Here is a 22194-nt window from a genome sequence, read left to right on the forward strand (position 1 = left end):
CGAAAGCGCTGTGGCGGGGGCCGTAGCACCACAAGCCTGCCGGGACAAGAAGACCGACATTTTCCTTGATCGCCAACCTGCCCTCGGCCAACACTGCAACCAAATCGGGAGAACGGGGGCACCATGGCCGAACATGCCGACGCGATCATCGTGGGCGGAGGTCTCGCGGGGCTGGTCGCCGCCGCAGAACTGGCCGATGCCGGCAAGCGTGTCGTTATCCTCGAACAAGAGGGAGAGAACTCGCTCGGCGGCCAGGCGTTCTGGTCGCTTGGCGGGCTGTTCTTCGTCGACAGCCCGGAACAGCGGCGGCTGCGCATAAGGGACGGCCGGGATCTCGCGATGCAGGATTGGCTCGGCTCGGCGCAATTCGACCGAGCCGAGGATTTTTGGCCGCGGAAGGTGGCGGAAGCCTATATCGATTTCGCCGCCGGAGAGATGCGGCCCTGGCTGCATCAGCAGGGCATGCGCTGGTTTCCGGTGGTCGGCTGGGCCGAGCGCGGCGGCGGCCATGCGCATGGCCACGGCAATTCGGTGCCGCGCTTCCACATCACCTGGGGCACGGGACCGGGCGTGCTCGAGCCGTTCGTCCGGCGCGTGCGCGAGCACGTTTCGAAGGGCACGATCAAACTGAAATTCCGCCACCGGGCGAGCCAACTGATCAAGACCAACGGCAGGGTCACAGGCGTATCGGGCGAGGTGCTCGAGCCATCGACCGTCGAGCGCGGCCAGCAATCCGGGCGCGAGGCGATCGGCGATTTCGAGTTTTATGCCGGCGCGGTCATCGTGACCTCCGGCGGCATAGGCGGCGATTTCGACCTGGTCAGAAAGAACTGGCCGACTAATCGGCTGGGGCCGCCGCCAAAAAGCATGGTCGCCGGCGTGCCGCACCATGTCGACGGCCGCATGGTGGCGATCACGCAGGCAGCCGGCGGCGCGGTGATCAATTCCGACCGCATGTGGCACTACACCGAAGGCGTCAGGAATTTTGCGCCGATCTGGCCCAATCACGGCATCCGCATCCTGCCCGGACCATCGCCGCTGTGGTTCGATGCGACCGGCAACCGGCTGCCCGCGCCGTGCATGCCCGGCTTCGACACGCTGTCGACGCTGAAACACATCTTGTCGACCGGCTACGACTACTCCTGGTTCGTGCTGACGCAGAAGATCATAAAGAAGGAATTCGCGCTTTCCGGCTCGGAGCAGAACCCGGATTTCACCTCCAAGTCGTGGCGTGCGGTGCTGAAGAGCCGGCGCGGGACGGGCGCTCCTCCGCCGGTCGAGGCGTTCAAGGAAAAGGGCGAGGATTTCGTCGTCAAAGGCAATCTTCGCGAACTCGTCGCCGGCATGAATACACTCACTGGTGAGAACCTGATCGACCACGACCGGCTTCTGCAGCAGATCGAGGCGCGCGATCGTGAAGTGGAAAATCCGTTCTCCAAGGACGCGCAGGTCACCGCCATTCACGGTGCGCGCAACTATCTCGGCGACAAGCTGATCCGCACGGCAAAGCCGCACCGCATCCTCGACCCCGAGAACGGCCCGCTGATCGCGGTTCGCCTGCACATCCTGACCCGCAAGACGCTGGGCGGGCTGCACACCAATCTGGATTCGCAGGTGCTGGATGCGGCAGGCGAGCCAATCCGCGGCCTCTATGCAGCGGGCGAAGTGGCCGGCTTCGGCGGCGGCGGCTACCACGGCTACAACGCGCTCGAAGGCACGTTCCTCGGCGGCTGCATCTTTTCCGGACGCTCGGCGGGCAGGCATGCGGCAGCTTAGCCGGTGACGGATTGGAGCCGTCCACTTGCCCCCGGCTTAGCGGGCCTGCTCCACGAGCTTCTCCAGCCGCGCAGCGAGTTCCCTTGCTTCGCCGGCGATTCGCACGGTCTTCAGGCGCGAAGTCGCGCCCGAAACAACCGATACGCTGCTCGCCGGAACGCCCATGAACGAAGCCACCAGCTTCTCCAGCGCCGCATTGGCCGCGCCCTTCTCAGGGACGGCGCGGACACGCGCATTGAGATGCGGGCGTCCGTCGATCTTTTCCTCGACGCCTTCGATGACGTCTTTCGAAGCACGCGGCGTCAGCCGGACGTAGATGTCGATCCCGTCGTCGCGCACACGCCAGAAGCGGGCCACAGGGCAAACTCAGATGACGAGCGGCGCGACCGTGGTCAGCAGGAACTGGCGGATGAAGAAGATGATCAAGAGTACGACGATCGGTGAAATGTCGATGCCGCCGAGATCGGGCAGAAAGCGGCGGACCGGCGCCAGCACCGGTTCTGTGATGCGGAACAGGAAATTGCCGATCGTGCCGACGAACTGGTTGCGGGAATTGACGACGTTGAAAGCGTAGAGCCATGAGAAAATCGCCGAAGCGATGAGGAGCCACCAGTAAATGTCCAGCGCCAGAACCACAGTCTGAATAAGGGCGATCATGCCGTTCTCCCATTGAATTGGCGACATGTAGCCACTGGCCGGCGACGCGGCAAGTGCTGGTTGCCGGAGCGTCGAATGACGGCCGCTCTTTGCTTGACAGTGTGGGGGCGCCGCACATAAATACGCCCCATCCGCTGGACGGGGCTGTAGCTCAGCTGGGAGAGCGCGTCGTTCGCAATGACGAGGTCAGGAGTTCGATCCTCCTCAGCTCCACCAGCGGATCGAATTTTCCCATGGTTTCAAGCACTGCGCGACGCGGATCGCCCTGCGATTCAATGGAGTTCCGCCCGGCGATCACGCTTGGGGCCGTCGCGATCGATCGGTTGGAGTCGCAGGGCCTCGAAAAGCGCCAACTGACTTTCCAGGACGAGCAACTCGCCGCAGGTATGTACGATCAGGGTGCGGTCTCCATGATCCTGGATCGAAACCAGATAGTCGGTGTTGACCGTGATAGGATTCCCGTCAGCGCGCGTCAGCCGAATCCACATGGTTTACCCCCTTTGACCCGATTGCCATTTGTGCAACGGCGCCTACAACGAGTATGTGAAATTATTCACACGGGCGGCCTTCGATGTGATTCAGCGGCGCCCGGGAGCATTGAATCTTATTTTAGCTCCCACTCGCGGCCGACGCCATCGTTTATCGCTGTGCCGCCTGCGTGCTTATAACTGGGATGGGCGCGAATGGCCGCGTCGAGTTCGGTGCACGGCGCCTCGGGCACGGGCCGATCCGATCTCCATGCAGTCTGCTTTATCTTCTCCTTGAACGTCACCTTGCCCAGCTCTGGACGCCCGACGAGGTGCGCGGCCGCGTCAATGCCGTCAACATGGTATTCGTCGGCGCATCCAACGAGCTCGGCGAATTCCGCGCCGGCACGATGGCGGAGTTGATCGGCACGGCGTCGGCGGTGGTGTCCGGCGGGATCGGCGCGGTCGCAGTGGCGGGCCTGTGGGCTTTCCTGTTTCCGGAGCTGCGCAAAGTGCGCCATCTCGACGGACGGGATTGACGCCGCAGCCGGAAACGGCTCAGCGCTCGGGTTTGCCGAAGATCACCTCCAGGAATTCTGTGAGCCAGCGCTTCAGATGCATGTCCCAGATCAGCCTGCCGCCGAGATGGTCGCGGCCCGGCTGGGCACCGGGCAGTACGAAGCGATGCGCCCCGCGCACCACCCAGCGGTGCATCATCACCCGCGTCAGTTCGGCGTGGAACTGGATGGCCCAGGCATTGTCGCCATAGCGGAAGGCCTGGTTCGGATAGGTCTCTGCCGTCGCCAGCAGCTTCGCGCCCGACGGCAGCGAAAAGCCTTCGCGATGGAACTGGTAGACCATTTCGGGCCAGTGCATTAGCTGCCTGCCTTCCTCAGTCGGCTCAAGCGGATACCAGCCGATCTCGACCAGCCCTTCGCCATGGCCCTCGACCTTGCCGCCGAGATGATTGACCAGCATCTGCGCGCCAAGGCAGATGCCGAGGAACGGGCGATTCTCCTTCAACGGGACGGCGAGCCATTCGGTCTCGCGCTTGACGAAGTCGTCGTGGTCGTTGGCGCTCATCGGTCCGCCGAACACGACAGCGCCAGCGTGATGGTCGAGCGTCTCGGGCAATTCGTCGCCGAGCGGCGGCCGCCTGATGTCGAGATCGAAGCCGTTTTCCAGAAGCAGATGACCGACGCGGCCGGGGCTCGACGTTTCCTGGTGCAGTATGATCAGAATTTTCGGCCTGACGGCCCGCGTCGCCACTCGCGGCATGAATGCTACTCGTCCGCCGATTCGCCGATCGCGCCGGGCGCGTTACGCGCGGCCTCCTGGCGCGCCAGCACCCTTTCGCGCCGGTCGACGCCGATCAGTTCGGCGACGCGCCACAATGTGTTGTCTTCGAGTTCGTGCAGCACGCCGTCGGCATAGACGACCTCCCACATCGCCCGGATGAACTCGATGCGGGCTTCCTCGTCGAGATGCCGCTTCAAGACGCTGGTGAAGGCATAGAGGTCGATCGCTTCATTGTCGGCTTTCTCGCCAGCCGCGATCAGGGTCTCGAGCTCGTCGCCGCTCACGCCGTAGCTCTGCGAGAGCACTTCCTTGAGCCGCTCCCACTCGACATCGTGGCGCACGCCATCAGCGTTCATCACATGGAACATCAGCGCCGCTGCCGCCACGCGCGGGTCGTCCTCGCGCTCGAGCCGCGATCCCGGCGCTCCGGGCGGTAGCCCCTTCAGGAAGGAAACCAGGCGTTCAAACATGGGTCTGCCTCAGCAAGTCGGAATTCAAAACAGCCGAAACCTGCGCCGTTCGGTTTCGGCGGCTTCATCAGGATCGACGCCCGGGTCGTCCGGCCGAGGGGGCGCCGGCGGCGGCATCTCATCTGAAGCGTCAGCGTCGGCAACCGCGGCAAGCGCCGGGCGCTTGTGCTCGCGGGAAACATCCGCCGCCGGCGCAGGCGGCGGAGCTGCTATGGGCGCCGGCGCTTTCGCTTCTTCGGCTGCAGCCGGTTCGATCGGCGCAGCCGGCTCCACTACAGGAGCCACCTCCTCGACATGAGCGGGCTTTTGCGCCGGGCTTTCGACCGGCGCGACAAGCGCTGGTTTCTCCACCTGCAGCGACGGGTGCTCCTCGCCCTGCTCTATCAGCTGGCCGAGCCGCTCCATCGGTGCGCGCCACTCGAAGGCATCGAGCCTGCCGGTCACGGGCGAGGCAGGCGCCCAGCGCTCGGAAACATAGCCATCGGCAACCCAGGCCGGGTCGCGCGGCGCGCGCACGGCCTTCGACAGGAGCTGCCGCACCTTGCCCTGGTCGCCGGTCTCCGACTCCTCGATATCAACCAAAAGCAGGTAGGCGCCCTCGCGCGGCTGCATGCGGATCGCGGCCTCCGCCTCTTCCCGCGCAACCCGGTATTCGCCGGCATCGAGGGCGGCGCGTGCAACGGCCAGCGAGGATTCGGGGTGGTTCTGCTTCAGAGATTGGAGCTTGCGCGCCCGCGTCAGCCGGTCATGGGTGGCGTCGCCCGGACGGGCATGCACATAGAGGTCGGCGATTTCAGGATGCGGCTCGGCCTTCCAGGCAGCCTCCAGGATCTTGGCGCCCTTGCGGATGTCGTTCTGCCTGAACAGCGTCTTGGCGGCTATCACCGCGGCAGGCGCGAATTCGGGACGCAGCCGATTGGCTTCGACGGCGGCGCTGCGGGCGGCCGGCAGATCGGTATCGAGAAGCGCCATGGCCTTGGCCGTCAGCAGTACCGAACGGCGGCGATTGGCGGCGTCGCGCTCGATCTGGCGGCTGGATTTCTGGGCGTCGACCAGCTTGAGCGCGCCATCCCAATCGCCTCGCTCGACCTTCTCCTCCATTGTCGATTCGGCTGCCCATCCAAGCTGCGGCGCCAGGTCGGCAGCGCGCCCGGCATAGTGCCGCGCCGCGGATTTTTCGCCGAGCCGTTCGGCTTCGAGATAGAGCCCGCGCAGGCCGAGCAGCCGCATTTCGGGATCGTCGAGCATCGCCTCGAATTTCTGTCGCGCGCCATCATGGTCGCCTTCGAGCAGCGAGGACTGGGCGTCGAGCAACTGGATGAGCGGCTCCTGGTCGGAGCGAATCAGCTTCGCCGCCTGCTTGTTCATCTTGCGCGCCAGTCCGGCGTCGCCGGCACCGGCCGCGATCATGCCGGTCGACAGCGCCTGGTAGCCGCGGTCGCGACGGCGCACACGGAAATAGCGCGCCACCGTGTAGGGGCTGTTCCAGATCGCTTTGGTGAGCCACCAGACGATCATCACGGCTGCAACGACGGCAGTGACGGCAACCGCCGCCACCATCAGGCTTACCTGGTATTGATAGCCGCTGAAGGTAACCACCATATCGCCGGGCCGGTCGGCAAGCCAGGCAAAGCCGAGGCCGAGCGCGAAAACGATGAGGAGGAAGAAAAGGATGCGTATCATCTGGAGGTCCTACTCACGCCTTCATCGCGCCGGCGACTGCCTGATCCAGCAGTCGCTCGACGGCGAGGCGGTTGCGGACCTTCTCGATGAACACGCCCGCCGCCGCCTGAACGTTTTCGGGCAGCTTCTCATATTCGGCGATGGCCGCGGCATAGTCGCCGGCATTCAGCGCCACCTCCATGCGGGCGACGGTTTCCGGCACACCCTCGCCCTCGACCGCTCCAATGGGGCGAACCGTGACCAGCGATTCGGCGCTGTGGAGCAGCCGCTCGAAGAAGCCGGCATTGGTATCGACGGTGCGTTCGGCGGCGATCATCGCTTTGGCCGCTTCATCGGTCTCGGCAAGAATTTCTTCCCGCGAGGCAACACCCCTTTCGGCATGGACGCGCAGCTCCGGAATTTCCGGCGCATTAGGCGCGATGGCCGCAAAGGTCTCCAGCTCGGCCAGGAAAGGCGCGCCGCGATCCACCGCGGCCTTCAGCGCCGAAGTTGCGATCGCCATGGCGATCTTGGGCTGTGCCGCCTGGGCGTCGATCTTCCCCGAAAGCGCCGCCAGGTTCTCTTCCAGCGCGGCAATCCGCCCTTCATCGGCCGTTGCTTTCTCTCCCGCCGATTTGACCAGCGCTTCGAGGCCGGCGATGCGGTCGCCGATGGCTGCGATCTCGGCGGCCGGCGCCCCGGTCTGGCCTAGGCCGGCGATCGCCGTTTCGATCTCCTTGACCCGGCTGTCCAGCGCCTGCAGCCCGGCATTGTCGCCGCCACCGCCGGAACTGACGGCCTGCTGCAGGGCCGCAACATCCGCCTTGACCTGATCCAGCGAAGTCGAGAGGCCGTCGACCTGTCCGGCAATGTCGGTATCCGGAGCGGCTGCTGCGGCCTCCTTCAGTGCCGCGATCTCCTGTTGCAGCGACGCGATTTCCGACTGGATGCCATCAAGCGCAGGAGCGCCGCCTGCCGCTCCTGGGCTGCCAAGTACGCCGGCATATTGCAGCCCGCCCGCGCCGATCAGCGCCAGAACCGCGCCGATCAGTCCGGCAGCCACAGGCGTCAATCCATTTCGTTTCGGAGACGATCCGACAGTTGGCTGCTCAGGCGCCGCAGTCGCGCCGGTATCCAGCGCTTCCGCCCGTTCGCGCCGCGGCGCTTCCTCGGCCTCGAAGCCGTAGCCATAGGGCCGGTGCGGCGCATCCGAATCAGGATCGGTAGCAATCGCAGGCTCGGCGGCGGCTTCACCGGGTTCTCTGGCCGTTTCAGCCGGCTCAGCGGCGGGCTCGCTCACACCATCCTTCTCGGCCTCGACGAATTCAGCCGCCGGCTGCGGCTCCGCCGGCTGGCCGCCGTCAATGCCTTCGCCGGTCTCTTCGACGCGCGAAACCGCGTCCGGTTCCAGCTCTATCGTCACCGGCTCGCGCTGCGGCTTGGAATGCCGCGTCTTCGGCGTCTTGACCATGGCGGCCCTCCGCAATTCTTGTAATTTCGATCCCGGGAATGCGGGCACGGTGTATCGGACAACTAACTATCACACCAGCATCGGCTGAAAAGGGGCGGCGTGATGGCGGGGGTCAGCGGGTCTTTTCGAGAAGCAGAAGCAGCGCCTCCTCATTCGGTTCCGCCGCAACATGGATTTGCGCGCCTTGAAGTACGGCAAGCGTCGAGGCGACGCGTGGCGAAAGGCAGTAAAGGCCGGCCGCCTTGAACAGGGAAGCGAGTTCGGGGCGGCTCGCAACACTTACAAAGGCCTCTGCGGCTCTGGCGGAATACAGGAGCACTGCATCGACCGTCCGTTCGTGAAGCAGGCGGCGAATAAAGCCGCTTTCGTGGTCTATCCCGACCGTGTCGTAGGCTTCCATCGGGCGCACATCGATGCCGGCGGTGCCGAGCCTTTCCTCGAATGCCGACAGGCGGACGCGTCCGCAGAGATAAAGGATCGTGGCTCCGGGTTTCTCGGCTGAAACAATGGCGTCCGCCAGGGCTTCGGCTCCGCCGGGCCCGGTCACGATGTCGGCGAGCCCGGCCTGGCGCGCCGCCGCCGCGGTCTTTTGCCCCACCGCATAGCAGCGGCTGCCGGCAAGCCGGTCGAGAAGCGCGCGCGATGCGTGGCGGATGGCGTTGGCGCTCGTCACCGCGACGGCGTCGAACGTCTGGGGAATCGAATCGACCGGCAGGGCGCGAGTTTGCGACAGCGGCAGCACCAGCGGCGAAAATCCGGCAGCTTGCAGCCGTTTTGCAGTTTGCGACGCGCCGGGTTCCGGCCGTGTCACCAGAACGCGGCGGCTCATTCAGGCCCAGCCTTCGAAAAACCGCGTTCCGGCCTTTGCCCTGACCTCCTGCCCGGCGGCGCGGCCGATTGCGGCGGCGTCCTCGGCGCGGCCGGAGCCGGAAACCTCGTGCGCTTCGCGCCCGTCCGGCGTCAGGATCAGGCCGGTGAAGGAGATGTTGTCGCCTTCCACCACCGCGTGGCCGGCTATCGGCGTGCGGCACGAGCCGTCGAGGACCGCCAGGAATGCCCGCTCGCAAGCCAGCGCCTGTGCGGTTGGCTGGTGATTGATCGCAGCGATGAGCGAAGCCGCGCGTCCGTCGGCGATGCGGCTTTCAATGCAGATGGCGCCTTGCCCGGGCGCCGGCGGAAAAGTGGCGAGCGGCATAAGATGGGTTGCGACATGCTCAAGCCCGAGCCGACGCAGGCCGGCATTGGCCAGGATGGTTCCGTCGGCGACCCCCTCTTCGAGCTTGCGCAGGCGCGTCTGCACATTGCCGCGGAACATCACTACCTTCAGGTCGGGCCGCATGCGCAGGATCAACGCCTGCCGGCGCAGCGACGACGAGCCCACGGTCGCGCCATGCGGCAGTTCGGTTATGGACGGCGCGGTCTTGCCTATGAAGGCGTCGCGCGGATCTTCGCGCGGCAGGAAGGCCGAAAGCTCCAGCCCGTCCGGCAATACCGTCGCCATGTCCTTCGAAGAATGGACGGCGATGTCGATTCGGCCGGAAAGCAGCGCCTCCTCGATTTCCTTGGTGAAAAGCCCCTTGCCGCCGACCTCCGACAGCGGCCGGTCCTGGATGCGGTCCCCGCTGGTCGAGATCACCTCGATGGCGAACGCGTCCTCGGGCAGGCCATGCGCCGCCCTCAGCCGGTCGCGCGTTTCCAGCGCCTGCGCGAGCGCAAGCGGGCTGCCGCGTGTCCCGATTTTGAAGGCTGTTGTTTGCATGGCGCGCGGTCCGTGATACCCACCCCGCGAACAGGGTTATCTGCCCAATGATCTCCTATCGGGGAAAGGGCGCTCCGGCAACAATGGTACAGCGCGACAAATCATTCCGGGTATTGGGCATCGAGACGAGCTGCGACGAAACCGCGGCCAGCGTCGTTGCGCTGAAGGCTGGCGGCGTGCCAGAGATTCTGTCCAACATCGTGCTCAGCCAGATCGAGGAACACGCGGCCTTCGGCGGCGTGGTGCCCGAAATTGCGGCGCGCGCCCACGTCGAGGCGCTGGACGGCATCATCGAGGCGGCGCTGGCCGATTCTGGGACCGATCTCTCCGGGATAGACGCCATCGCGGCCACAGCCGGCCCGGGCCTCGTCGGCGGGCTGATCGTCGGCCTGATGACGGCCAAGGCGATGGCCATGTCGGCAGGCAAACCGCTGATCGCGATCAACCATCTCGAAGGCCATGCGCTGACCGCCCGGCTGACCGACGGCCTCGCCTTCCCCTATCTGCTGCTGCTAGTCTCCGGCGGCCACACCCAGATCGTGCTGGTCCGCGGCGTCGGCGACTACCAGCGCTGGGCGACGACCATCGACGATGCGCTGGGCGAGGCGTTCGACAAGACCGCGAAGATGCTCGGCCTGCCCTATCCCGGCGGCCCGAATGTCGAGATCGCCGCGTCGCGCGGCGATCCGTCCCGCTTCGCCTTTCCACGCCCCATGAAAGGTGAACAGCGTCCCGACTTTTCCTTCTCGGGACTGAAAACGGCGGTGCGCCAGGCAGCGACCGAAATCTCGCCGCTGTCCGACAAGGATGTCGCCGACATCTGCGCCTCGTTCCAGCTTGCGGTTTCCGACGCGCTCGGCGACCGCGTTTCGCGCGCGCTGTCCCGCTTCCGCGGCGAATTTCCCGACATCGCCGCCCCGGCGCTGGTCGTGGCGGGCGGCGTTGCGGCCAATCGCCAGATCAAGGCGACGCTGGAAGCGCTCTGCGGCGAATATGGCTTCCTCTTCGTCGCACCGCCGCACATACTGTGCACCGATAACGCGGCCATGATCGCCTGGGCCGGCATAGAGCGCATGCGGGCAGGCATGACCGATCCGCAAGCCATGGATTTCGTGCCGCGCTCGCGCTGGCCGCTCGACAGCATTTCGGCCCCTGTCGTCGGATCCGGCAGGCGGGGAGCCAAGGCATGAGCTTCTGTTCGGTCACCGTGCTCGGCGGCGGGGCCTGGGGCACCGCCCTTGCGCTTTCAATGCTGCGCGCCGGGCACAAGGCCCGGCTGTGGGCCCGCGACGCCGAAGACGCGGCCGCGATTTCGGCAGGCGAAAACCCGCTCTATCTGCCCGGCATCGAGTTCGGCAAAGGCATCGAAGCGACAACGGACATGGACGCGGCCTTGGATCGCGCCGACTGCGTGCTGGCCGTCACGCCGGCGCAGTCCCTGCGCGAGGTGTTGAGCCTCGCCCAAGGCCGTATGCCCGCAAACATCCCCCTCGTCCTCTGCGCCAAGGGCATCGAGCGCGAAACCGGCACGCTGCTGTCCGCCATCGCCGGCGAAATCCTGCCGAACAATCCGGTGGCGGCGCTTTCCGGGCCGAGCTTCGCCTCGGACGTCGCAAAGGGGCTGCCAACGGCCGTAGTTGTGGCGGCCCGCGAAGAGGCGCTGGCGGCGACGCTCGCGCTGCGCTTCTCGGCAGCCAATCTGCGCTGCTATTCGACCGACGATCTGATCGGCGTCGAAATCGGCGGCGCGCTGAAGAACGTCTTCGCGATTGCCGCCGGCGCGATCACCGGCGCCGGCCTCGGCGCCAGCGCGCAGGCGGCGATGGTGACGCGCGGCTTTGTCGAGTTGCGCCGCGTCGGCGCAGCCTTCGGGGCACGCCCCGAAACGCTGATGGGACTCTCCGGTCTCGGCGACCTGCTCTTGACCTGCTCTTCGGCGCAGTCGCGCAATTTTGCCTATGGGCTGGCGCTGGGCCGCGGCGAGGATCTTGCCGGCCGGCCGCTCGCCGAGGGTGTACCCACGGCCGCGATTGCCGCCCGCATCGCCCGCGAGCGCGGCATCGACGCGCCGATCATCGGCGCGACAGCCCAGATATTGGAGCGCGCCATCACAATCAGGGAAGCAGTCGCGGCGCTGATGTCGCGGCCGTTGCGAACCGAGGCCGAATAGGAACTCGAGGAGAAACAATGCTGTTTGCTTTCATCTGCCGTGACAAGCCCGGCCATCTGCAGGTCAGGCTCGACAATCGCCCGGACCATGTCGCCTTCCTGAACGGGCTCAACGCCGAAGGCACGCTGAAATTCGCCGGGCCGTTCCTGGATGACGACGGCAAGCCCTGCGGCAGCCTGGTGGTGGTCGAGGCGGCGGACAAGGATGCGGCGCGCGCCGTTTCCGCTGCCGACCCATACGCCAGGGCCGGGCTGTTTGCGACGGTCGACATCCAGCCCTGGAACTGGGTCTTCAACAATCCGGCAAATGCGTAGTACGCAAATGATGCGAGAAGAGGGATCGCGGACATGAATTACTGGCTTTTCAAATCGGAACCTTCGACCTTTTCCTTCGAGATGCTGAAGGCCAAGGGCAAGGCCGGCACGCAGTGGGACGGCGTGCGCAACTACCAGGCCCGCAACAATATGCGCGCCATGCAGATCGGCGACCTCGGCTTCTTCTACCACTCCAACGAAGGGTTGGATGTGGTCGGCATCGTCGAGGTCTGCGGGCTGGCGCATCACGACAGCACTACCGATGATCCTCGCTGGGAATGCGTCGACGTGCGGGCGGTGAGGGATGTTCCGAACCCGCCGACGCTCGATGAGATCAAGGCCAACGAAAAACTGTCCAAGATGGTGCTGGTGGTGAATTCCCGCCTGTCGGTCCAGCCGGTCAGGCCGGATGAGTGGAAGGAAGTCTGCCGGATGGGCGGCCTTGTTCCGGCGCCGTGAACAGCCTGGCGCCGGCGGAAGCCGAGAGCTTCATTCTCGCCAACACTTCGCTTAAGGCGCCGCCGCATGTTCCCGAAATCCGGCTGCACCTCGCCGACGAGGCTCACGACCTCTGGCTGAAGACCGAGGACGAGCTGGCGGCTATCGGCCTGCCGCCGCCCTTCTGGGCTTTTGCCTGGGCGGGCGGGCAGGGGCTGGCCCGGTACATCCTCGACCATCCCGAAATTGTGCGCGGCAGACGCGTGCTGGACTTCGCCTCCGGCTCGGGTCTGGTGGCGATCGCCGCGCATATGACTGGTGCGCGCGACATCGTCGCGGCCGACATCGACCCGTTCTGCGAGGCAGCGGTCGGCCTCAACGCATGCGCCAATGGCGTCTCCATTGAGTTTACCGGCTCGGATGTCATCGGCACTGACGGCGGCTGGGATATCGTCCTGGCCGGCGACGTGTTCTACGATCGGCCGTTCGCCGAACGGCTTGTTCCCTGGTTCTCCAGCCTGCACGAACGCGGCGCCGATATCCTGGTCGGCGATCCCGGCCGCTCGTATTTGCCGAAGGACAGGATGCAGGCGCTCGCAGTCTATCACGTTCCGGTCACGCGGGAGCTGGAGGATGCGGACGTGAAGAAGACCACGGTCTGGCGCTTCGCTTGACGGGTGCTCTGCACGGGCGTTGAATCCGGGCGAACAGGGGAGTCGCCATGAATTTCGCCGGCATGAACTATCTTGCAATCGTCGTTGCCGCCATCGCAGCATTTGCCTTTGGGGCGGCATGGTACGGCGCACTGTCGAAGCCCTGGATCAGGGCGGCGCGCCTCGATCCCTCTTCGAAATCGGCGCCGCCGCTGGCGCCGCTGCTGGCTACGAGCTTCGTCTGCGAACTGGTGATGGCCTGAATAATGGCCGGCGTCATCGGCCATCTCGGTACGGGTCAGGTCACCTTGTGGAACGGCGTTGTGTCCGGTTTCTTCCTCTGGCTCGGCTTTCTCGCGACCTCGACCGCCGTCAATCAGCGTTACGAGGGTTACGGCTGGGACCTGACCGTCATTGACGCCGGCCATTGGCTTGGCGTCGCCCTGATCATGGGCGGCGTGATCGGCTGGTTCGGCGTCTGATTTGCTGTCCAGCCGCATGACCCCGAAAAGCTGCGCTTCTCAGGATCATGCCAAGATGCGGACCAAATCCCATGCGAGTTGTGGCCGCGGGCTTGCGCGGCTTTGCGGTTGCAATATGCTGCCGCGTCGACCGCCGCCTGGGAGGGGATTGCCATGGAACCGACATCATTGCTGATCTTCGCAGGCGCGCTGTTCGTCGCCGCCGGATCGCCGGGGCCGAGCATAGCCGCGCTGGTCGCGCGGGTGATTTCCAAGGGATTTCGCGATGTGCTGCCGTTCCTGGCCGCGATGTGGATCGGCGAGGCGATCTGGCTGTCGCTGGCGGTGTTCGGCCTCGCCTTCGTGGCGCAGACCTTCCATCTGGCCTTCGTGATCGTGAAATATCTCGGCGTCGCCTATCTCGTCTATCTCGCCTGGAAGATGTGGACGGCGCCGGTCGATGTCCGCGACGGCTCGATGCCGCGCGAGGATTCGCCGGCAAAGCTGTTCCTGGCCGGCATGGCCGTGACGCTCGGCAACCCCAAGATCATGATGTTCTACCTGGCGCTGCTGCCGACAATCATCGACCTCGCCTCGGTAACGCTGGTCGGCTGGCTGGAACTGACGCTGACCATGGCTGTCGTGCTGATCGCCATCGACGTCGGCTGGGTGATCGCCGCTGCGCAGGCGCGCAAGCTGTTGAAGAGCCGGCGCGCCATGAAGATCGCCAACCGGATCAGCGCGACGACAATGGCGGGCGCCGCCGCGGCTATCGCGGCGCGCTGAGGGCCGCAAAGCGGTCTTTTCGTACGCGTCGCGGACCGCTCGCCAGCCGGCATCCCGTCACTGCGCAAAATAAAAACGCCGCAGCAAAGCGGCGTTTTTATTGTCAAGCTTCAGAAGCCTCAACCCTGCGGTTGGGGCTCCATGCCGCCTTCGGGCTCCTCGCCGCCGCTCTTCTTGCGGCGGCCGCCGCCGGTCGCGCCGGCCTTCGGCACGGCCGAACCGCGAGAGGTCGGCGTGTCGTCGCCCATGTCGCGCGAAGGCTTGTGCCCGGCCAGGAGCTGCTTGATCTCCTCGCCCGACAGCGTCTCGTATTCGAGCAGGCCCTGCGCGAGCGCTATCCAGTCCTTCTTCTTCTTGGTCAGCACGGCCTTGGCGGTCGAATAGGCCTCGTCGATCAGCCGGCGCACTTCGGCGTCGATGATCTGCGCGGTTTCTTCCGAGACGTTCTGCGTGCGCGCAACCGAATGGCCGAGGAACACTTCCTCCTGGTTCTCGCCATAGGCGACATGGCCGAGCTTGTCGGAGAAGCCCCAGCGCGTGACCATGGCGCGCGCCAGCTTCGTCGCCTGCTCGATGTCGGAGGAGGCGCCGGAGGTAATGTTCTCCTTGCCGAACTTGAACTCCTCGGCGACGCGGCCGCCCATCATGATCGCCAGCCTGGAGATCATGTATTTGTAGCTCATCGAGTAGCGGTCGCCTTCGGGCAGCTGCATGACCATGCCGAGCGCACGGCCGCGCGGGATGATGGTCGCCTTGTGCAGCGGGTCGGCCGAGGGCACGTTAAGCGCCAGGATGGCGTGGCCGGCCTCATGATAGGCGGTCAGCTCCTTCTCGGCCTGGGTCATGGCCGAGGAGCGGCGCTCCGCGCCCATCATGATCTTGTCCTTGGCGTCCTCGAACTCGGCCATGGTGACGAGGCGCTTGTTGCGCCGCGCCGCCATCAGGGCGGCTTCGTTGACCAGGTTCATCAGGTCGGCGCCGGAGAAGCCCGGCGTGCCGCGCGCGATGACCTTGAGGTCGACATTGGGAGCCAGCGGCACGTTGCGGATATGGACCTTGAGGATCTTCTCGCGGCCGATGATGTCGGGGTTCGGCACCACGACCTGGCGGTCGAAGCGGCCTGGCCGGAGCAGCGCCGGGTCGAGCACGTCGGGACGGTTGGTGGCGGCGATCAGGATGATCGACTCGTTGGATTCGAAGCCGTCCATCTCGACCAGCAACTGGTTCAGCGTCTGCTCGCGCTCGTCATTGCCGCCGCCGAGGCCGGCGCCGCGATGGCGGCCGACCGCGTCGATTTCGTCGATGAAGATGATGCAGGGCGCGTTCTTCTTGGCCTGGTCGAACATGTCGCGGACGCGGCTCGCGCCGACGCCGACGAACATCTCGACGAAGTCCGAACCGGAAATGGTGAAGAACGGCACATTGGCTTCACCCGCGACCGAGCGCGCAAGCAACGTCTTGCCGGTGCCGGGAGGGCCGACGAGCAGCACGCCGCGCGGGATCTTGCCGCCGAGGCGCTGGAATTTCTGCGGGTCGCGCAGATAATCGACGATTTCGACCAGGTCTTCCTTGGCCTCGTCGACGCCGGCGACGTCGCCGAACGTGACGCGGCCATGCGCCTCGGTCAGAAGCTTGGCCTTCGACTTGCCGAAGCCCATCGCGCGTCCGGAGCCGGACTGCATCTGGCGCATGAAGAAAATCCACACGCCGAGGATGAGCAGCATGGGCAGCCAGCCGATCAGTGCGCTGAAGATCGAGCCCGAGCCGTCATTCTCGGGCCGGGCATTGATCGTCACGCCCTTCTGCTCGAGCTTGGAAACCAGCGAAGGATCGCCCGGCGAATAGGTCTGGAAGCCGGCATTGTTGTCGATATAGGTGCCGCTGATACGCTCGCCGGCAATGGTCACCGTCTTGACGCGGCCGGAAGAGAGGTCGCTCAGGAACTCCGAATAGGCGATCTCGCTGGTCGCGCCACGCGTCTGTGGCGTCTGGAACAGATTGAACAGTGCGATCAGGAGAACGGCGATGATCGCCCAGAGCGCGAGGTTGCGATAATTCGGATTCATCGATTGTCCCGTTTGCGACCGAAAACGGGCGCAAGTCCTGTGTGAGTGTGTACCCCTAACATAGGGAGGGCACGGTGCATTGCCAAGCGGAACCGCTCGTCTCGGTTAAGCTCCGGTCACATTGTGTTTTGCGTATGGCGAGGCCGGCGGCGGCGCGGCGCCCAGCAGTTCGGCCACGGCCCGCGCCGGCTCCAGATCGAAGGAAGGCAGGAATCGCACCCAGGGCGCGACGAGCGGAATTGCAACGGGCACAGCGGGTTCGCTCCCGCCCCAAAACATCGGCTCGGCGGAAAGTGCTGCGCGAACAAGGCTTGGCGGAATATCCGCGGGGAGCGTTTCGGCGTCAGGCTCGATTGCTGGGTCATGCGGGCCGACAAGAACACCTTCGGCCTCGCCTGAAATCCGGTAGCGGCCGTCCCAGATCATACCGTCGCGAACCGGCTCCGGTTCGGGCAAACCCCGTGTTTCACGCAGCAGGAAGACGCCGCCCCGTCGCGCATCGACCAGCGTCCGCGACAATGTGGCGCAAAACGGCTTTACCGAGAGCCGGTCGAAAAGCCGGGCCCCGCGCGCCTCGTCAGGCAGATGCGGCGTGCCGCCGATCGCGGCCAGCAGGATGCGCAGCGCATAGACCGCGCCGTCGCGAGGCTCGGCCGCGGCGAAGGCCGGATCAAGCCTGAACAGGCCGGGCGCGACGTGACGCGCATGCGCCCAAATGAGGCCGGCCGCCTCGCGCCCGAGATATTCGCGCAGCAGCGCGGCGTCGCGGGCAGCGGCCAGCAATTTCGAAACATCGGCTTCGTCGCGCAAACGAGCGCGTGCGCGCGGACGCTCGAACGTCTGATTGACGTTGGTCGGATCTTCCAGCCACCCAACACTATTGGCGCGCAGATAATCGCGCAGCGTCTCGCGGCGGGTTTCGAGCAGCGGCCTGACGATCCAGGCCTTTCCGTCGAACAGGGTCGCAGGCGCCATGCCGGCAAGGCCGCGGCCGTCGCTGCGGGCCTGGCGCATCGCAACGGTTTCCGCCTGGTCGTCTGCGGTGTGGCCGGTGACGATCAGGTCCGTGCCTTCTTCGGCTGCGGCTTCAGCCAGCAATGCGTAGCGCGCCTCGCGCGCGGCCGCCGGCAGGCCGGTCGCAGGCTTCGGTCCCTCCCAGGCGAAAATGCGGTGGGCAATGCCGTGGCTTTGCGCAAAATGTCCGACGGCTTGCGCCTCCGCCGCCGAATCCGGCCTCAGGCCGTGGTCGACCGTCACCGCCGCCAGCCGCACCGCTGGCGCTTTCTCGTCGAGATAGGCCTTCAGCAGCAGGAGCAGGGCGGTGGAATCGCTGCCGCCTGACACGGCGGCGATAACCGCGTCGCGCGCGGCGAAGTCGAAATTCGAAAATGGCTGGAAAAGATCGCTGTCCACCCTGGAGCGCTTCAGGTCAGCACGCGGCCAGCGCCTGTTCCTGCTTGACGCGGCCCTTGAGCGCACCGGAAATGTCGGGGTAGCGCTTGCCGATTTCGGCGAAGGTCGCGCAGGCGACGTCGCGCTGGTTGAGGCCGACCAGCGATACGCCGAGCTTGAGCAGCATGTCGGGGGCCTTCTTGGAATCCGGGTAGTTCTTGTTGGCGGCGAGGAAAACCTCGGCCGCGTCGCGGTATTTCTGCTGGCCGAGCAGCGATTCGCCGAGCCAGAAATGCGAGTCCGCAGTCTTGGGGTCGGAGGGGAAGCGCGCAATGTGGTCGCGAAAGCCGGCTTCCGCCGTGCTGTAGTCGCCCGACAGGATGAATTCGTAGGAATTGCGGTACAGCTCTTCCGGATCGTCGGTCGCGGGCAGCGCCGCCACCACTTCGCCGCCGGGGGCGGGAGTGGTTCCGTTCGCCGGTGGCGGCGTGATCACGCCCTGCGTCGTCTGGTCGCCGGCGCCCTTGACGTTGCCGTTCTCATCGAAGGTGATGGTGCCGAAGGTCTTCGGCGGCGCGCCGGGCGCGGAGGGAGCCTGGCCGGCGTCGCCGGTGATGACCTCCTCGACGCTGCTGGGCGCCTGCGCCGCGCCCCCGCCGGCAGGCGGCTGCGGCTGCGCGGCCGCCGGGGCTTCGGCGACGCTGCGGTTGGATTTGCCCTTCGCGTCCGAGCGCTTTTCCAGCTCCTGGAAGCGGAACTCGTTGTCTTCCTGCATCTTGCGCATCTGCTCCTGCATCTGCAGGATCTGGAAGTTGAGCTCCTCGATCGTGCCCGACAGCGAGCGGATCTGCTCTTCGAGCGCGACCAATCGCGGATCGCCGGCCTGAGCGTAGCGCACGGTCTCGTCGGCTTTTTTTGCGCCGAACACGCCGGGAAGTCCGAATTTGGGCAGCAGGTCGATGATGCCGGGGCGGTCTTGCTCGCTCGGCTGGGCGAACGCGGCCGTCCCGGAAAGAAGGATTGCGGCGAGTGTGCCGCTCAGGATCGCTCGAAAATACATATGCCTCTCGCGGAAGGTGGATATTGCGTCGCGCGGAACCGCGCTTTTTCGCTTTTATCAGGACGCGAGACTTCGGCCAAATTTTGTTTGCAGGCCGTAGGAACGAAAAAGGCGGCCGCTGGGGCCGCCTTTGAACGCAACTGTGTCAGTTGGATCAGCTTCCGACGCCGCTCAGCGCGGTCACCGCGCGGCGGTTCTGCGACCAGCAGGAAATGTCGTCGCAGACCGCGACCGGCTTTTCCTTGCCGAAGGAGATGGTGCGCATCCGGTTGGCGGCGACGCCCTGGGCGGCGAGATAGTCGCGGGTCGCGGCGGCGCGGCGCGCGCCGAGCGCCAGATTATATTCGCGCGTGCCGCGCTCGTCGGCATGGCCTTCGATCTGGATGGCGTAGTTGGGATACTTGTTCAGCCACTGCGCCTGGCGGGCGAGGATGCCCTGCGCGTCGGCGCGAATCGCCGAGGAGTCCGTATCGAAGAAGATGCGGTCGCCGACATTGACGGTGAAGTCCTGCGTCGATCCTGGCGTCGCCGCGCCTGCGCCGAGGCCGAGATCGGCGGCGCTGTTGGGCGTCTTCTTGGAGGCGCAGCCGGCGATCGCCAGCGCCGCCACCATGGCGATGATTACGGGATTCGTGGTTAGTTTCGCGATGCGGCGCATCCCCGCCTCTCCTTCGCATTTGAGTGAAATCATTGAATTTCCAGTAACCACGTTGCGGTTAACCGGGGTTCAAGGAACATGGTTAATTTTCGGTCACCGCCATTGCCGTCCGCAATGCCGGGCCGTTCTGTGTTCCAGTTTGCGCGCACCCTAGGCGGAATTGCGGCGCAAACGCGGCGATACGGTGAGCCGCCGCATTTGTCGGATTATTCGAGCAGCGGCGACCAGGCCGGGTCCGAGGCGAAATTCGCCGTCGGGATCGGCTGTTCGTTGCGGCCGGTCAGGTCGATCGAGTGCAGGCGCGGACCACCCGAGCCGGCTTCCTCCTTGAAGAACATGAGGACACGGCCATTGGGCGCCCAGGTCGGACCTTCCTGCTGGAAGCCGGTCGAGAGGATGCGCTCGCCGGAACCGTCGGTCTTCATCACGCCGATCGAGAACTGCCCGCCCGACTGCTTGGTGAAGGCGATGAGGTCGCCGCGCGGCGACCACACCGGCGTCGAATAGACGCCATCACCGAAGGAGATGCGGGTCTGGCCGGAGCCGTCGGCGCCCATCACGTAGATTTGCGCGCGTCCGCCGCGGTCGGAGGTGAAGACCACCTTGCTGCCGTCCGGCGAATAGGAGGGCGAAGTGTCGATCGCGTTGGAATTGGTCAGCCGCGTCGTCGTGCGGCTGCGCAGATCCATGGAAAAAATGTTGGAATTGCCGTCTTCGCGCAGCAGGCTCATGATCACCTTCTGGCCGTCGGGCGAAAAACGCGGCGCAAAGGTCATGCCCGGGAAATTGCCAACCAGTTCACGCTGTCCGGTCTCGATCTGCAAGAGATAGACCCGCGGCTCGCCGCTCTCATAGGACATGTAGGTGATTTCCTGGCGGGTCGGCGAGAAGCGCGGCGTCAGCGCGATCGCCTTGCCGTCCGACAGATAGCGCACGCCGGCGCCGTCCTGGTCCATGATCGCCAGGCGCTTGCGGCGCTGGTTCTTGGAGCCGGATTCGTCGATGAAAACCACGCGGGTGTCGAAATAGCCCTTCTCGCCTGTCAGCCGCTCGTAGATGGCGTCGGCGATGATGTGGGCGACGCGACGCGAATTGGCCTTGGAGGAGAAGAACTGCTCGCCGGTGAGCTGCTGGCCGGCAAAGGTGTCCCACAGCCGGAACTCGGCGCGCAGCCTGCCGTCGGCCTCCTCGCTGACGCGGCCGGTGACCAGCGCCTGCGCATTGATGACTTTCCAGTCCTCGAAGCGGGGGGCCGCGTCGGGGTTGGAGATCTTTTCGATGAAAGCGCCCTTGTCGATCGGCGCGAACAGGCCGGATCGCTTGAGGTCGGCGGCGACGATGCCGGCGATTTCCGCGCCCAGCGCATCGGCCGACAGGAAGTCGGTGATGGCGATCGGCAGCGGTTCGACATTGCCCTTGTTGACGTCGATCTCGACCAGCGCCCGCGCCGGCAGGACAGCCGCGCTCATTCCGGCCGCGAGAGCGCCCATCATCAGGAGTGTCGTCAGGAAGTGCTTCATGTAGTTCAGCCTCTTTGGTCCGTATCGGGCATGCGGATGCCTCAGAACATCTCACTCGGATCGAAGTTGACGATGACGTCGGCCCACGCGTCATACTTTTCGGCGGGAAGATTGTAGGGAGCGCAGCGCGACACGGCGCGGCGGGCGGCCTCTGCGGCCGCGCGTTCGACACCGGAAGAGCCGCCGCCCGCGATGATCTCGGGCGTGCCTTCGAGCGCGCCGCTGGGGTCGAGCCTGAACTGGACCGAGACCTTCAGCGCCTCGCCGTCAAGCGCGCCGGCAGGAACGTTCCAGCAGCGCTGGACCTGACCGCGCAGCGCGTCCATCTCGCTCTGCGACAGTTTCGAGCCGCTGGTGGTCTTTTCGCCACCAAGCGCGGCCTGCTGCGTCGAGCGCTTGGCGCCGCCGCCCGACGCTTTCTCCTTGTTGAGAAGCGCTGCGACCTCATCGGCGTTGAATTCCTTTTCCGTGGATTTCGGCCTGGCCGCGGCTTCCTGCGTCGGCTTGTCGGCTTCCTTGCGGTCAGGCGTCTTGGCGGTCTGCGCCTGCGGCGGCTTCGGCCGCGCCTCGGGCGACGGAGCATTTTCGGGGAGTTTCACCGCCTCGGCCTCGGCCGTTTCGGCGACGATCGTTTCGGCGACCGGGTCGGGCGTCACCTCCTGCTTCGGCTCGGCGGTCGGAGCCACTTCCGTGGCGGGTGCCGCTTCCTGCTTCGGCTCGGGCTGCTTCACCGGCTCTGGCTTGGGCTGTTCGACCGGCTCGGGCCGCGGCGCGGGCTCGGGGGACGGTGGAGGCGCTGCCGCCGTCTCGACTGGCTTCGGCTTCGCCTCAGGCGTCACCGGCTTATCGGTGTCGACGGTGTTTTCGCCGGCCTTCTGCGCTTCGGGCACGATGTCCGGCTTCTTGGTCGGCAGCGGCGCAGGCGTCTCGTTCACCGTCGCGGTCTTGTCGCCCTGCTGGATCTGGGTGATCTCCTCGACCGGCACGATGTCGACCGGCAGCGCCTCGACGTCGGCGACCTCGAGCGCGCTCGGCGCCGACAGCGTGAACAGGCCGAAGCCGAGCAGCGCCGCGTGCATTAAAACCGAGGTGGTGAGACCCGCTTTCATCTGGGC

At 65.7% G+C, this 22194-nt stretch carries 22 protein-coding genes, 1 tRNA gene and 2 pseudogenes; 10 read left to right on the top strand and 15 right to left on the bottom strand.

All coding sequences use genetic code 11. From position 1 onward, the window contains the following. Positions 1-123: 123 nt before the first annotated feature. Entirely contained in the window at positions 124-1776 is a 1653-nt protein-coding gene (locus G6N73_RS00460; protein ID WP_165021651.1) for an FAD-binding dehydrogenase, read from the top strand. Between the two features lie 36 nt (positions 1777-1812). Here G6N73_RS00460 and G6N73_RS00465 read toward each other — a convergent pair whose 3' ends face one another. Both G6N73_RS00465 and G6N73_RS00470 read right to left on the bottom strand, forming a co-directional pair. After that, on the bottom strand, positions 1813-2133 hold the full coding sequence (locus G6N73_RS00465) for a DUF167 family protein (RefSeq protein ID WP_165021653.1): 321 nt from the start codon (positions 2131-2133) through the stop codon (positions 1813-1815). Between the two features lie 9 nt (positions 2134-2142). Further along, on the bottom strand, positions 2143-2433 hold the full coding sequence (locus G6N73_RS00470; protein ID WP_165021654.1) for a YggT family protein: 291 nt from the start codon (positions 2431-2433) through the stop codon (positions 2143-2145). A 140-nt stretch (positions 2434-2573) separates the two neighbouring features. Here G6N73_RS00470 and G6N73_RS00475 point away from each other — a divergent pair. Then, a tRNA-Ala gene (locus tag G6N73_RS00475) sits at positions 2574-2649 on the top strand. 56 nt (positions 2650-2705) lie between these two features. Here the strand turns inward: G6N73_RS00475 and G6N73_RS00480 are convergent. Continuing rightward, positions 2706-2921, bottom strand: coding sequence for a flagellar FlbD family protein (locus G6N73_RS00480; protein ID WP_165021656.1), 216 nt, complete (start codon positions 2919-2921; stop codon positions 2706-2708). 284 nt (positions 2922-3205) lie between these two features. Here G6N73_RS00480 and G6N73_RS00485 point away from each other — a divergent pair. Beyond that, positions 3206-3439: pseudogene (locus G6N73_RS00485) on the top strand (MFS transporter); the annotation flags it as partial. Between the two features lie 19 nt (positions 3440-3458). Here G6N73_RS00485 and G6N73_RS00490 read toward each other — a convergent pair. From G6N73_RS00490 to hemC, 6 genes are all read right to left on the bottom strand, one after another. Continuing rightward, positions 3459-4178: a glutamine amidotransferase gene (locus tag G6N73_RS00490; protein ID WP_165021658.1), complete on the bottom strand. Its 720-nt coding sequence runs from the start codon at positions 4176-4178 to the stop codon at positions 3459-3461. A 5-nt stretch (positions 4179-4183) separates the two neighbouring features. After that, entirely contained in the window at positions 4184-4669 is a 486-nt protein-coding gene (locus G6N73_RS00495) for a tellurite resistance TerB family protein (protein ID WP_165021660.1), read from the bottom strand. Between the two features lie 24 nt (positions 4670-4693). Continuing rightward, complete coding sequence (locus tag G6N73_RS00500; RefSeq protein ID WP_165021662.1) at positions 4694-6352, bottom strand: heme biosynthesis protein HemY; 1659 nt, start codon at positions 6350-6352, stop codon at positions 4694-4696. Between the two features lie 13 nt (positions 6353-6365). Beyond that, complete coding sequence (locus G6N73_RS00505) at positions 6366-7802, bottom strand: COG4223 family protein (RefSeq protein WP_165021664.1); 1437 nt, start codon at positions 7800-7802, stop codon at positions 6366-6368. 112 nt (positions 7803-7914) lie between these two features. Continuing rightward, the gene (locus tag G6N73_RS00510) at positions 7915-8631 is read right to left on the bottom strand and encodes a uroporphyrinogen-III synthase (protein WP_165021666.1); all 717 of its coding nucleotides are present in this window, start codon (positions 8629-8631) and stop codon (positions 7915-7917) included. Beyond that, on the bottom strand, positions 8632-9561 hold the full coding sequence (hemC, locus tag G6N73_RS00515) for a hydroxymethylbilane synthase (protein ID WP_165021668.1): 930 nt from the start codon (positions 9559-9561) through the stop codon (positions 8632-8634). An 83-nt stretch (positions 9562-9644) separates the two neighbouring features. Between hemC and tsaD the strand changes: the two genes are divergently transcribed. From tsaD to G6N73_RS00550, 7 genes and pseudogenes are all read left to right on the top strand, one after another. Then, the gene (tsaD, locus tag G6N73_RS00520) at positions 9645-10751 is read left to right on the top strand and encodes a tRNA (adenosine(37)-N6)-threonylcarbamoyltransferase complex transferase subunit TsaD (protein WP_165021670.1); all 1107 of its coding nucleotides are present in this window, start codon (positions 9645-9647) and stop codon (positions 10749-10751) included. Further along, positions 10748-11731 carry an NAD(P)H-dependent glycerol-3-phosphate dehydrogenase gene (locus tag G6N73_RS00525; protein ID WP_165021672.1) on the top strand — a complete coding sequence of 328 codons (984 nt, stop codon included), beginning with the start codon at positions 10748-10750 and terminating at the stop codon, positions 11729-11731. The genes tsaD and G6N73_RS00525 overlap by 4 nt, the downstream gene beginning before the upstream one ends. A 17-nt stretch (positions 11732-11748) precedes the next feature. Beyond that, complete coding sequence (locus G6N73_RS00530) at positions 11749-12045, top strand: YciI-like protein (protein ID WP_165021674.1); 297 nt, start codon at positions 11749-11751, stop codon at positions 12043-12045. A gap of 33 nt (positions 12046-12078) precedes the next feature. Continuing rightward, positions 12079-12504, top strand: coding sequence for an EVE domain-containing protein (locus G6N73_RS00535; protein WP_165021676.1), 426 nt, complete (start codon positions 12079-12081; stop codon positions 12502-12504). After that, positions 12459-13157 (top strand): class I SAM-dependent methyltransferase, encoded by a 699-nt coding sequence (locus G6N73_RS00540; RefSeq protein ID WP_425484024.1) that lies wholly within the window; start codon positions 12459-12461, stop codon positions 13155-13157. Before G6N73_RS00535 ends, G6N73_RS00540 begins: the two co-directional genes overlap by 46 nt. Positions 13158-13204: 47 nt before the next feature. Beyond that, positions 13205-13618 (top strand): annotated as a pseudogene (locus G6N73_RS00545) (DUF1761 domain-containing protein). A gap of 153 nt (positions 13619-13771) precedes the next feature. Beyond that, positions 13772-14383, top strand: a complete 612-nt coding sequence (locus G6N73_RS00550) for a LysE family translocator (RefSeq protein ID WP_165021680.1) — start codon at positions 13772-13774, stop codon at positions 14381-14383. A gap of 119 nt (positions 14384-14502) precedes the next feature. Here the strand turns inward: G6N73_RS00550 and ftsH are convergent, their stop codons facing one another. The 6 genes from ftsH to G6N73_RS00580 all read right to left on the bottom strand — a co-directional run bounded on the left by ftsH (position 14503) and on the right by G6N73_RS00580 (position 22188). After that, a complete protein-coding gene (gene ftsH, locus G6N73_RS00555; protein WP_165021682.1) occupies positions 14503-16449 on the bottom strand; it encodes an ATP-dependent zinc metalloprotease FtsH in 1947 nt (648 codons plus the stop codon). Positions 16450-16554: 105 nt separating this feature from the next. After that, complete coding sequence (gene tilS, locus G6N73_RS00560) at positions 16555-17862, bottom strand: tRNA lysidine(34) synthetase TilS (RefSeq protein ID WP_165021684.1); 1308 nt, start codon at positions 17860-17862, stop codon at positions 16555-16557. 16 nt (positions 17863-17878) lie between these two features. Continuing rightward, on the bottom strand, positions 17879-18901 hold the full coding sequence (ybgF, locus tag G6N73_RS00565) for a tol-pal system protein YbgF (RefSeq protein WP_165021686.1): 1023 nt from the start codon (positions 18899-18901) through the stop codon (positions 17879-17881). 154 nt (positions 18902-19055) lie between these two features. Then, on the bottom strand, positions 19056-19559 hold the full coding sequence (gene pal, locus G6N73_RS00570) for a peptidoglycan-associated lipoprotein Pal (protein ID WP_165021688.1): 504 nt from the start codon (positions 19557-19559) through the stop codon (positions 19056-19058). A 206-nt stretch (positions 19560-19765) separates the two neighbouring features. Next, positions 19766-21052: a Tol-Pal system beta propeller repeat protein TolB gene (tolB, locus tag G6N73_RS00575; protein ID WP_246251565.1), complete on the bottom strand. Its 1287-nt coding sequence runs from the start codon at positions 21050-21052 to the stop codon at positions 19766-19768. Between the two features lie 68 nt (positions 21053-21120). After that, positions 21121-22188 (bottom strand): hypothetical protein, encoded by a 1068-nt coding sequence (locus tag G6N73_RS00580; protein WP_165021692.1) that lies wholly within the window; start codon positions 22186-22188, stop codon positions 21121-21123. Positions 22189-22194: the final 6 nt, after the last annotated feature.

It is taken from the genome of Allomesorhizobium camelthorni (genome assembly GCF_011045125.1).
Lineage (GTDB): Bacteria > Pseudomonadota > Alphaproteobacteria > Rhizobiales > Rhizobiaceae > Allomesorhizobium > Allomesorhizobium camelthorni.